Annotated in this window: 7 protein-coding genes; 3 read left to right on the forward strand and 4 right to left on the reverse strand. The window is 67.4% G+C overall.

Going from position 1 to position 11,771, the window contains the following annotated elements:
- The first annotated feature begins 406 nt into the window (after positions 1 to 406).
- The gene (locus JQX13_RS15530; RefSeq protein ID WP_203409791.1) at positions 407 to 1,681 is read left to right on the forward strand and encodes a hypothetical protein; all 1,275 of its coding nucleotides are present in this window, start codon (positions 407 to 409) and stop codon (positions 1,679 to 1,681) included.
- Positions 1,682 to 1,818: 137 nt separating this feature from the next.
- Here JQX13_RS15530 and JQX13_RS15535 read toward each other — a convergent pair whose 3' ends face one another.
- From JQX13_RS15535 to JQX13_RS15550, 4 genes are all read right to left on the reverse strand, one after another.
- A complete protein-coding gene (locus tag JQX13_RS15535) occupies positions 1,819 to 4,161 on the reverse strand; it encodes an acylase (protein WP_203412038.1) in 2,343 nt (780 codons plus the stop codon).
- 147 nt (positions 4,162 to 4,308) lie between these two features.
- The gene (locus JQX13_RS15540) at positions 4,309 to 7,443 is read right to left on the reverse strand and encodes an efflux RND transporter permease subunit (protein WP_203409792.1); all 3,135 of its coding nucleotides are present in this window, start codon (positions 7,441 to 7,443) and stop codon (positions 4,309 to 4,311) included.
- An 11-nt stretch (positions 7,444 to 7,454) separates the two neighbouring features.
- Entirely contained in the window at positions 7,455 to 8,636 is a 1,182-nt protein-coding gene (locus JQX13_RS15545) for an efflux RND transporter periplasmic adaptor subunit (RefSeq protein ID WP_203409793.1), read from the reverse strand.
- 218 nt (positions 8,637 to 8,854) lie between these two features.
- Complete coding sequence (locus tag JQX13_RS15550; RefSeq protein WP_203409794.1) at positions 8,855 to 10,369, reverse strand: MFS transporter; 1,515 nt, start codon at positions 10,367 to 10,369, stop codon at positions 8,855 to 8,857.
- Between the two features lie 89 nt (positions 10,370 to 10,458).
- Here JQX13_RS15550 and JQX13_RS15555 point away from each other — a divergent pair, with 89 nt between their 5' ends.
- Both JQX13_RS15555 and JQX13_RS15560 read left to right on the forward strand, forming a co-directional pair.
- A complete protein-coding gene (locus tag JQX13_RS15555) occupies positions 10,459 to 11,016 on the forward strand; it encodes a TetR/AcrR family transcriptional regulator (RefSeq protein WP_203409795.1) in 558 nt (185 codons plus the stop codon).
- Between the two features lie 223 nt (positions 11,017 to 11,239).
- Positions 11,240 to 11,641, forward strand: coding sequence for a mannan-binding protein (locus tag JQX13_RS15560; RefSeq protein WP_203409796.1), 402 nt, complete (start codon positions 11,240 to 11,242; stop codon positions 11,639 to 11,641).
- Positions 11,642 to 11,771: the final 130 nt, after the last annotated feature.

The following is an 11,771-nucleotide window of genomic DNA, read 5'->3' on the forward strand; positions in this document are numbered from 1 at the left end:
GCGGAATCGGGAAGCCGCGGACGGCGTACGACGGTGGAGCCGACCCGCTCCGGTTCCCTGGCCAGCGACTACCTCTTGCGCCTGCCCAGGGGCGCGCGCCCCTCAAGGGCGCGGCAAGCAGGTCGTCCGGCGTCGGATAGCAGAACAGGCTCGCCGAGAATGTCCGCCGAATCCCCCACGGCTCACCGGGACGCGCGTGAAAAATGCGCGCAGGCTCCACCTCGTCCGTGCTCCGCTGCAAGAGCGCGAAGTTCTCGGGCGGCTGTCGACGGGTGGAGGCTTGGTGCATGGCCGCTGCGGTTATTAAGACAGGGGGTGCAGACCGCGTGCGCGCGTGCAATCGTGGGGGCTGACGTAACGGCACGGGCGTCCTGATGTCTCAGGCCCTTTCACGCACGGAGTTTCCATGTTTGGTCGCGCGGTCGTCGCAGCGTTCGCTTCACTCTCGCTCATCGGGTGTGGAGGAGAGGTGTTCTCCGGCGGCACTGATGCCTCCGAGCCCGGTCCGAATCACGATGCTGGGACGAGCCAGCCGGAGGCGGACGCGGGAACGCCACCGGAAGTCGAGCCAGATGCGGGCAGCACCGACCCCTCCGACAAGCCCATCACCCACTTCGACGTCATCATCGGCACCGGAAGCGGACAGATCCACCTGCCTTCTGGCATCTCCGGAGTGAACTGCGGCGACGTCGTGGGGATTCGAGCAGGAACCTATTACGGGATTGGCATCGTCGGCGTGAACGGCTGCGCCGGTAACCCGATCACCATCGCGAATCATGGCGGGCAGGTGAAGGTCGTCGGCACCCAGCAGGGCAACTGGGGTATCAGCTTCGAGAACAGCTCTCATGTGGTCTTCCGCTCGGCCGTTCCCGGTGAGTACGGCTTCTACGTGAGGAACTCCGTCGGCCGCGGCGGGTTCGAGGTGTCCGGCACCTCCCACGACATGGAGATCAGCGGTGTCCACGTCGCGGAAGCCGCACACGGGATCATGATCAAAGAGGATCCTCGCTGCAGTCGCCCCAAGGCCTGGCACCCTTTCGTCATGAGAAACTTCGTGGTCAAGAACAATCGATTCGAGAACACGCTCTGGGAAGGGACCTATTTTGGTTTCCACAACGCCGAGAGCATGACGATGAGCTGCAATGGCTCCGATGTGCAGGTGAAGGCCGCGCGCCTTGCGAATGTGAAGACCCTCAACAACATCTTCCGGAACAACGGAAACAACGCCATCAAAGTCAGGCTTTGTCTGGAGGGTTGTGAGACGGCCTATAACGATGTCTACGGATACGCCCTCAACAAGGACACCGGCTGGGATTCAGGCATCACCTACGGCTACGAAACCTATGGCTCCATTCACCACAACCGGGTGGAAAGGGGCTATGGCAACGCCATCGAGATCATCGGCAGGGTTCAGAGCACCATAAAGATTCACGACAACACGATCGTCAGTCCGGGCACGATGCCCGATGGATCGAAGGGCCAGACCTGGGCGAGAGGGATCGCAGCGGACTTCCGGTCGACCGGTATGCGGGTCGAGATCTTCGACAACTCGATCTCCAACCCGATCGCGGGAGACGTCTCGTTGACCAACTACGAGAATCTGTCCGGTGTCACCGGGAAGGTCTGCAACAGCGGAAGCCGCATCGAGAACGTGAACGTCCAGCTCGACGCCTGCCCTTGAGCGAACCACAGCTAACGCCATCCACGGCTTCTTATACGCCTCCGGATTTGGTCCAAACTCGGTTCAAAGCGGCGGGTTGCTCTGCATGGAAGCGGCGGGAATCGAAGCCGCCGCCTGGTGCCTCTGGCGGCGTCAGCTCACTCCCGGGTGACGGTCGTCGTCTCGAGGACTGGCGAGCTGGCGATCTCCTGCTCGGAGAAGAGGATGGGCCGCCACTGCTTCTGGGCGAAGAGCTGGAGCTGGTCGTTGAGGTGGGACGGGTCCTCGGACTCGCCGTAGGTGAGCAGGGCCCGGGCCTCCAGGCCGCTGTCGGTGTAGCGCATGGCCATGAGGAAGCTCGTCCCATGGTTGATGACGTAGCCGTCGGTGGTGAGGCCCGTCGTGGAATTGATGACCGTACCGCGCGGTGTCGGCTCGTCCAGCGTGGACTTCAGGGTGCGGTAGCTGACGACGTTCATCGTGCCATCCACCGCCACGCCACCATGGAGCGGAGTGCGGCCACCTCGTGGCGAGAACTGCACCTGGCCCAGCGGTGCATCCACCGCGATGCCGGCATCTCCCAGGCGCAGCACGGCCTCGGCCAGCTTGTCCAGGAGCGGATCCGCCCCCGACGCGGGCGCTGGCACGAGCGTGTTCGGCGTCTCCATGGGCTGTGAGGGAGAGAAGGCCGTGGCGAAGAGGGTGCCCGCGTTCTGCAGGGCCGCGGTGCCGTAGACGCCCATCAGCTCGCGCCAGAGGGGGGCTCCCACGCTGCTCGTGTCGTAGTGGCCATCCCACGCCGCCAGCACGGCACAGGCCTGGGTGAGGTCCACCCCCTGGCCCCGGGCGGTGCCCATGGGGTTGCCCTGGCAGCGCTGGACCACCTGCGCGCGCAGCAGCTCGGCCGTCATGCCGCGGTTGTCGAGAACGGTGGCCTGCAGCTCCTCGAGGGTGAACCGGCCATCGGGGCCGGAGGCGCCTCCCTCGCGCACCTCGGTGAGCGCGACGAGGTTCATCCGGGTACGGGGCGACTGGGGCACGCGCTCGAAGCCGTGCAGGGGGGAGAAGCCCTCCAGGGGCTCCGCGGGGTTGGCCAGCCAATAGCTGTCATTGGCGTTGAAGACGAAGTCGCGGCGGGACAGCTGTGGCACCCGCGAGAAGGGAACGAGCCCCGGGCTGCGCGCTCCGGGCTCCACCACCCACTCGTTGACGGCGGTGCTCCCGTCGAGCAGCACGATGCCCTGGGCCTGCAGCGCGGCCTGCGGCGAGCCGGGCGTGGCGACCGCCTGCCGCCACCTCGCCAGAGCCTCGGCACTGAGGTTGGGCGTGGGTGAGGCATCCGTGTACCAGACGTTCCCCTCGCGATCCGCGGCCATGGTGTTCACCCAGGGGCTGCCCTGCGCGGTGGCGAAGACCTCCTGGTACTGCTGGAGGCTGGTGGCCCGTCCCATGTCCAGGAACTGGGTGAAGAAGGTGGTGTTGTCGAGGTTGGCGTCCCGGTAGCTGACGGCGGTGGAGCCGGTCCACCCCAGGCCGGGCAGGGCCAGCAGGGGGCCGTGGTGGCTGCTGTAGAGGGTACGGGAGACGTCCTTCAGCGAGCCATCGGGCTGCAGCACCTGGACGGTGAAGGTCCGGGCCGTCATCTCCCGCTCCTGGCCCTCATACTCATACGTGGTGGGCCTTCCGGGGACGAGCTTCAACAGGTAGGCCGTGAAGCGCGAGCCGGACGAGAAGGTATGCGTCCAGGCCACGTCCTTGTTGAAGCCGATGAGGACACCGGGCGCGCCGAGCAGGGAGACGCCGTAGACGTCGAGCTGGCCGGGCACGGTGAGGTGGCTCTCCCACAGCCGCAGCTCGCCCTCCCAGGGGAAGTGCGGGTTGGCCAGCACCATGCCGCGCCCGTTGGCCGTGCGCTCGGCGCCCAGCGCCCAGCCGTTGCTGGCGAGGCCCGCCTCCTCGCGCGGAGGCAGGGGGGGCGGTACGGACTGCACGCCCTTCGGGCTGGGGGGCTGCGCCGCGGCGATGGTGTCGATGAGGCGGTAGCCGCTGGCCGTCAGCGTGATGTTGATGAGGTAGGCCACCATCTCGTCCGCGCCGATGGGGCGCAGCCAGGGCTGCCCGGCGCAGGACAACCGCGTGGCCCCGGGGCTCTCCAGGAAGTGGTTGTAGCCGGCGGTGAACCCTTCGAGGAATTGACGGGAGTCCTCGGGCTGGGTTTCGAGGCCGGCCCGGCCTCGCTCGAGCAGGTCCAGGGCGTGGTAGGCGAAGTCGCTGGAGAGATGGGCGTCCCCGGGGCCTGCCCCGAAGAAGCGGGCGCGCTCGCCGCGAACCTTGATGATCTGATCCGCCAGGGTGCAGGCATGATCCTGGGCGAAGGCATACCCCTGACCGAAGCCCGCGCCGCCGAGGTTGGGGGCGGTGATGTGGGGAATGCCGTGGGCGGTGCGGCGGATGGTGGCCCGGTAACGGGGCTCGGGGGCTTCGGCTCCGGGTCCGGGCAGCCCGTGGAGGCCACCAGGGCCAGGGACAGGAGGAGGGTGGGCCAGCGAGGCGGACGCGCGGACGCGTCAGACCGTACGAAGCAGTCCGAAGGAGGGGCGGTGTGCATGGGGATGGCCCCAAGTGTAGCGACGCCGCCCCCCCCCCGTTCAATTCGTGGGCTCTGGAAGACGCGCCTCTCGGGGTTCCACGGTCCTCGGGCTGAGCAGCCGCATGATGAAGACGTAGAAGACCGGCACGAAGATCACCGCGAGCACCGTGGCGGACAGCATCCCCCCGAGCACCCCCGTGCCGATGGCGCGCTGGCTGGCGGCGCCGGGTCCATTCGCGATGGCGAGCGGGACCACGCCCAGCGTGAAGGCGAGCGAGGTCATGAGGATGGGACGGAAGCGCAGCTGCGCGGCCTCGAGGGCCGCGTCCAGGAGCGGCCTGCCCTGTTCCCGGAGCTCCTTGGCGAACTCGATGATCAGAATGGCGTTCTTCGCCGACAGGCCGATGATGGTGATGAGCCCGACCTTGAAGTAGACATCGTTGCTCATTCCCCGGAGCATGACGGCCAGCACCGAGCCGAGCACTCCCAGGGGAACGACGAGCATCACGGCCAGGGGAATGGACCAGCTCTCATAGAGGGCGGCCAGGCACAGGAACACGAACAGCATGGACAGGGCGATCAGGAACGGGGCCTGCGAGCCCGACTGGATTTCCTGCAGGGATTGTCCGCTCCAATCAAAGCCAAACCCCCGGGGGAGCTGGCTCGCCAGGCGCTCCATCTCCTGGAGGGCCTCACCGCTCGAATGACCGGGAGCCGCGTTGCCGCTGATGCGGGCCGCGGGGTAGCCGTTGTAGCCGATGACCTGGGAGGACCCCACCCGCCAGTCCACCGTGGCGAAGGCGGAGAGGGGCACCAGGGTGCCCTCGCGGTTGCGCACGTTGAGCGCGAGGAGATCCTCCGTCTGCATGCGCCGGCTTCCCTCCGCCTGGACGATCACCCGCTGCATCCGGCCCGCGTTGGGAAAGTCATTGGAGTAGGCCGAGCCCAGGTTGGTGGAGAGGGTCTCGTTGATTTCCGCGAACGTGAGCCCGAGCGCGCTGGCCTTCTCGCGATCGATGCGCAGCTCGACCTGCGGTGCGTTCGCCAGACCCTCGAACATCACGCCGGTGAGGACGGGACTCTGGGCGGCGGCCGCCAGCAGTTGATCCCTCGCGGCGGCGAGCGCCTCCTGTCCCAGGCCCGCCCGGTCTTCCAGCCGGAAGGAGAAGCCGCCCGTGTTTCCCAGTCCCTCGATGGGCGGAGGCGAGAGCGCGAAGATGAAGGCATCCCGCACCGCCGAAAGCGCCGCGTTCGCCCGCGCGGCGATGGCTTCCGCGCTGTCATCCGCTCCTCGCTCCTCCCAGGGCTTCAGCGTCGCGAAGCTCAGGGCCGCGTTCTGCCCCTGGCCGGAGAAGCTGAAGCCCAGGATGGCCACGACCCGGGCCACTCCCGGCTCGGCCAGCAGCGTCTTCTCCATCTGGACCACCGCATCCAGCGTCCGGTTGACCGTGGCCTCCGGTGGCGCCTGCACGCCGAGGATGATGAAGCCCTGGTCCTCGTTCGGGATGAAGGACGAGGGGAGCTGGACGAACAGCCAGCCGAGGGCCGCGAGCACCGCGGCGTAGATGAGCATGAACCGGCCCGCACGATGCAGGGTGCGGCTCACGAGTCCACGGTAGGCGTGGGAGGTGCGCTCGAAGCCGCGGTTGAACCAGCCGAAGAACCCCGAGCTCGCGTGCGCGTGTCCTCGGATGACGGGCTTGAGGAAGGTCGCGCAGAGCGCTGGCGTCAGGGACAGGGCGAGCAGCGCCGAGAACAGGATGGACACCACCATGGTCAGCGAGAACTGCTTGTAGATGACGCCGACGGAACCGGGGAAGAAGGCCATGGGCACGAAGACGGCGCTGAGCACGAGCGTGATGCCGATGACGGCCCCGGTAATCTGCTTCATGGCCTTCTGCGTGGCCTCGCGTGGAGACAGGCCCTCCTCGCTCATGATGCGCTCCACGTTCTCGATGACCACGATGGCGTCGTCCACGAGGATGCCGATCGCGAGCACCATGGCGAACATGGTGAGCACGTTGATGGAGAAGCCCATCGCGAACATCACCGCGCAGGTGCCGAGCAGGGCGATGGGGACGATGAGGGTGGGAATGAGCGTGTAGCGGATGTTCTGGAGGAACAGGAACATCACCAGGAAGACCAGGAGCACCGCCTCGGCGAGCGTGTGGAGGACCTTCTCGATGGACACGCCCACGAACGGGGCCGTGTCATAGGGAATGTCGTATGCGATGCCCGCCGGGAAGAACCGGGACAGCTCCTCCATCTTCGCGCGGACGGCCGTCGAGGTCGCGAGCGCATTGCCCGTGGGGGACAGCTGGACACCGATCGCCGCGCTCGGCTGACCATTGAGCCGAGAGGAGATGGAATAATTCTGACCGCCCAGCTCCACGCGGGCCACATCCCGCAGGCGCACGGAGGAACCATCCGCGTTCGCGCGAAGCACGATCGCTCCGAACTCCTCCGGCGAGGTCAACTGGCCCTTCACCAGCACGGTCGCCGCGACCTTCTGGGTCGCCGGTCCGGGTTGCGCTCCGAGCGAGCCCGCCGCGACCTGGGCGTTCTGCGCGCGGATGGCGTTCGTCACGTCCTGGGAGGTGAGGCCCAGTCCCTGCAGCCTGGTGGGATCCACCCAGATGCGCATGGCGCGCTCGAAGGAGAAGAGCTGCGCCCGGCCCACGCCCGGGATGCGCCGCAACTCATTGAGCACGTTGCGCGAGAGGTAATCCCCCAGGCCGATCTCGTCGAAGCTGTCGTCGATGGACCGCAACGTCACCATCATGAGGAAGCCGCTGCCCGCTTCCTCGATCTGCAGGCCCTGCTGTGACACGGCGAGCGGCAACCGGGGCTCGACCCGTTTGACACGGTTCTGGAGATCCACGGCGGCCAGGGAGGGGTCCGTCCCCGGCGCGAAGGTCGCGGTGATGGTGACCGCTCCCGTCGCCTCACTGGTCGACTCGAAGTAGAGCAACGACTTCGTGCCGTTGAGCTCCTCCTCGATGATGCGCGTGACGCTCTGGTAGAGCTCCTCGGGCGATGCGCCCGGATAGAAGGTCGAGATGGTGATCTGCGGCGGCGCCACGTTGGGGTACTGCGCCACGGGCAGGTTGGGGATGGCGAGCACGCCCCCCATGATGATGAACAGCGCGATGACCCAGGCGAAGATGGGCCTGTCGATGAAGAAACGAGGCATGGCGGTGGGCCCTATCGAGGCTGGGAGGGGTTGATTCCGGTTCCAGGCGCGGTCCAGGCCACCGGCTTGACCGGTGCGCCCGCGGCGATCTTCTGGAAGCCATCGACGATGACCTGATCGCCCGCCTTCAGGCCTTCCTGGATCACCGCCTGCTCCTGATAGACGCGGGAGACGCGCACCGGGCGCACCTCGGCGGTGCCATCGCGCGCGACCACGAAGACCTGGGACTTGCCCGCGTTGTCCCGCTGGATGGCCTGCTGGGGCACGGCGAGCGCCTCGCTGAGGGTGCCCTGCTCGATGCGTCCCCGCACGTACATGCCAGGAAGGAGCTCGGCATCCGGATTGGGGAACTCACCGCGCACCGTCACCTGCCCGCTGCCGGGATCCACCGTCACGTCCGAGAAGAGCAGCCGCCCCGCCTTCGCATAGAGGGAACCATCGTCGAGGACCAGCTGGATGTTCGCCTGCTCGGGGGTGCTGCCCTGGATGCGCCCGTCCTTGAATGCCTGGCGCAGGCGGCGGAGCTCCATCGCGGGCTGGGTGAAGTCCACGTAGACCGGATCGAGCTGCTGGATGAGCGCGAGCGCGGTGGGCTCTCCCGCGCTCACGAGCGCGCCTTCCGTCACCAGGGCCCGGCCGATCCTTCCGCCGATGGGCGCGCGGATCGTCGTGTACTCCAGGTTGAGCTCCGCGCGGCGCACCGCCGCCCGGGCCGCCGCGACATCGGCCTCGGCACGCCGGAGCGCGGCCTGGAGCGTTTCGTGCTGCTCCTGGGTGACGACGCCGCTGGCCAGGAGCGTGTCGCCCCGTTCCGCCTGCTGGCGGGCCTCCGCGGCCGTCACCTCGGCCTTCGCCAACACGGCCCTCGCGCTGGCACGTTCGACCTCGTACATCGACGCGTCGAGCTTGAAGAGCACGTCCCCCGCCTTCACGCTGCCACCCTGCCGGAAGACGCGCTCGACGATGATGCCGGACACGCGCGGACGCACCTCGGCGCTCCGTGTCGGAGCGATGCGCCCCGGCAATTCATCGAGCACCGGAATGCTCGAGGGTTGCACGGTGATCGTCCCCACCTCCACGGCTGGAGGTGCGGCCGGAGGAGGCGCTTCGGAGGGCTTGCAGGCCGCACCCCCCAGGACGGAAACGAGGGCGAGGGTGCGGAAGAAGGGCGTCCGGTTTCGGGCGGAGTGCATGGAGCGTTCCTGGACGGTCCAGGACATGGACTGTGACGGGTGAGGGTGAATCGGAGCCAGGGCGCGCACCGGCCACGCGGAGGCTCGTGGTCAGGTGGGAAGGCTCGGTATTTCGAAGAGGCCCCCTACCTAGCGGCCGGAGGATGGAGGGTCAATCGAATCGTGGCCCGGAGAAGTGCGTTCTCCTCATGGCCTTTCTCATCCTCTCAAAGGAGCTCCTACAAGGGTGCTTCGAGCCGCTGAGCGCCGCGGCGAGCGGTTTCGCGCTGGCCGCAGCGCCACACCCACGCGGCCGTCACCAACAGCATGCCCGTGGCCGTCGTCAGCACGGCCACGAACGCGCTGTCGAATGCCGAGCGGGCGAGCGCGCGGATGAGCAAGCCCGATGCGGGTGGCAGGCCCTCGGCGACGCTCAGCGCCTCGTCCAGGCTGTCCTGGACCACGGTGGGCAGAGCCAGGTTTGCCGGGACGGAAAGCGACGCCGCATAGACCGCGGACAGGATGCTGCCCATCACCGTCACGCCAAGCGCGCCGCCCAGCTCGTAGGACACCTCCTCGACTGACGCCGCCATGCCGGCGCGCTCTGGCGGCGCTCGGTGCAGGATCGTGTTGGAGGCCGCCGTCATGGTCGCTCCGATGCCGGCGCCGAGCACCAGCAGGCTCGCGACCTGTAGGACGGCAGGAGCGTCATGCGCCAGCAGGTAGCCGCCCATGCCCAATGCGGCGCAGAGCAAAGCGGTCGATATGACCTGGATATCCCCCACCCGCGCCAACAGCCATCCCGTCAGCGGGCCGGCGACGAAGGAGGCAAGCGGCAGGGGTAGCGTGAACAAACCCACTTGGAGCGGCGACAGTCCGAGCACCAGCTGCAGTCGCTGGCTGAACACGAGCTGCCAGCCCACCAGGGCGGATGAGGCGATGACAGCCGCCGCCACCGCCGCCATGAAGGCGGGCTGGCGGAACAAGGCGAAGTCGAGCAGCGGGTGGACGCTGCGGCGCTGCCGGCGCGCGAACACCGCCAGGAAGGTCGCTCCCACGGCGAACGCCAGCAGGGCCGTCGTCCATGACGGGGCGCGCTTGCCGCATTCCTTGATCGCATAGACCAGCCCGACCAATCCCATCATCACCTGCACCGAGCCGGCCAGGTCCCAGGGGCGTGAGGTCTCGCTACGACTCTCGGGAATCAGCCGCCAGGCACACGGCAGTGTCAACACCACGATGGGGACGTTGACCAGGAACACCGCGCCCCACCAGAAATGCGCGAGCAGCAGCCCGCCCACCAGGGGCCCCAATGCCGCGCCGCCCGATGCGACCGCGGCCCAGATACCAATGGCAACGGCACGCTCGCGGTCATCAGTGAAGGTGATGCGGATGATGGACAAGGTGGCCGGCATCATCATGGCCGCCCCCACGCCGAGCGCTGCTCGCGACGCGATCAGCGCGGCCGCCGACGGCGAGAAGGCGGCGCACGCGGAAGCGCCCCCGAACACCACCAACCCGCCTAGAAACAGCTGCTTATGGCCGATCCGGTCGCCCAGCGAGCCCATGCCGAGGAGCAGGCCTGACATGACCAGCGAATAGGCATTGATGACCCACAGCTTGGCGGAAGCCGAGGCGCCCAGCGCGTGGGTCAAGACGGGCAAGGCGGTGTACAGCACCGTCATGTCGACGACGATCAACAGCAGCGCGACGGAAACTACCGCCATCACCAACCATTTCTTCTGGGAATTCACGCACTCACCCGATGGAGTCCTGGCCGCGGTGGTGTCGCGCGCCCGGGGTGGACTATAAATACGGGCGTATTCAAAAGCAAGGAGGCGCAATGGGGCGTTACCAGGCGGTGGACCGTGACAGCGTCCTGGACGCGGCGGAGTCGATCGTTCGGACCAGGGGCATCGCGGCGCTGACGATTGATGCCGTGGCCAAGGCAGCGGGCATTTCGAAAGGTGGCGTGCAATCGAGCTTCGGCACCAAGGACCAGCTGATCGCGGCGATGTACGAGCGGTGGGGAACGGAGTTCTACGCCGAAATCTCGCGACTGGTCGGGGAGGATCCGTCGCCCATGGCGCGACTGCGCGCCTATATCGAGGTCACGTACCGCACCGACAAGGCCGAGGGGGACCGAGCGGCGGGCATGATGGCGGCCCTGCTCAATGCGCCCGAGTACCTGAAGCAATTCCACCAGTGGTATGCGTCGCAGTTGGACGGCATCGACGTGTCGACTCCGGAGGGGCGGCGCGCGCGGCTGGCCTTTCTCGCCAACGAAGGAATCTTCATGCTGCGCACCTTCGGCTTCATGAAGGTGAGCGAGCGGGAGTGGCGAGAGATATATGCCGACATCCGCGGCCTCCTCGATGACGCGGATGGGCGCAAGACGTGACCAACGGGCTCCAGCGTCAGCGTCCTGCCATGGACGTGCGGCAGCGTCCGCTCCACCAGATGCACCGCATGAGGCCGGCGAGCACGGCCCCCCGTTCCCATACCAACAAGTAATAAATGACTGTGACGGGTGTCACGTTTCGCGGATGAAGCCCATCACATCCCGCGAGCCTCGCTCTCCGAACTGTCCACTCATTCCCGCAGCCCCAAAAGGAGAGGGAACCATGAAGTGGATGCTGAGTGTGATGACGGCGGTGCTGGTGTTCGTGTCTGTCGGTGTTGCGCGTGCGGCGGATGCTCCTTCTTGTGACGCGAAGACCGCGCCCATCGCCAACCAGCAGGATGCCAACAATCGGTGCCCGGCGGTTTGTACGAGCGCCGGCTACGAGAAGTGGAACGGGCAGTGGACGAACACGCCGCCCTCCGGGGCCGGGCCCGTCTGCGACTGCTACCTGATGAAGGCCGCGGACGTGAAGACGACGCCCCTGGCCAACCAGCAGGATGCGGACAAGCGCTGCCCGACCGTGTGCGCCAACGCGAAGGCCACCTGGAACGGGCAGTGGACGAACACGCCGCCCGCTGGTGGCGGTACCGTCTGCGGTTGCCTCACGCCGGCCTGCGGCTGAGCGCAAGCCCGCCTGACTGGCAATCAGGAGAGGCGCCCCTTCCCAGTCCTGGAGGGGGCCCCTCTCCGGGATAACCCGTCCCTCGTGTTCGGTGCGAAGACGGGACGTCCGGCGGCGGACGGCGATGGTC

This window comes from Archangium violaceum, assembly GCF_016859125.1.
Taxonomy (GTDB): domain Bacteria; phylum Myxococcota; class Myxococcia; order Myxococcales; family Myxococcaceae; genus Archangium; species Archangium violaceum_A.

Bases quoted from the DNA above. Each gene is read 5' to 3' on its own strand.
- JQX13_RS15530 (WP_203409791.1), top strand. From the start codon at position 407: ATGTTTGGTCGCGCGGTCGTCGCAGCGTTCGCTTCACTCTCGCTCATC.
- JQX13_RS15540 (WP_203409792.1), bottom strand. From the start codon at position 7,443: ATGCCTCGTTTCTTCATCGACAGGCCCATCTTCGCCTGGGTCATCGCG.
- JQX13_RS15545 (WP_203409793.1), bottom strand. From the start codon at position 8,636: ATGCACTCCGCCCGAAACCGGACGCCCTTCTTCCGCACCCTCGCCCTC.
- JQX13_RS15555 (WP_203409795.1), top strand. From the start codon at position 10,459: ATGGGGCGTTACCAGGCGGTGGACCGTGACAGCGTCCTGGACGCGGCG.
- JQX13_RS15560 (WP_203409796.1), top strand. From the start codon at position 11,240: ATGAAGTGGATGCTGAGTGTGATGACGGCGGTGCTGGTGTTCGTGTCT.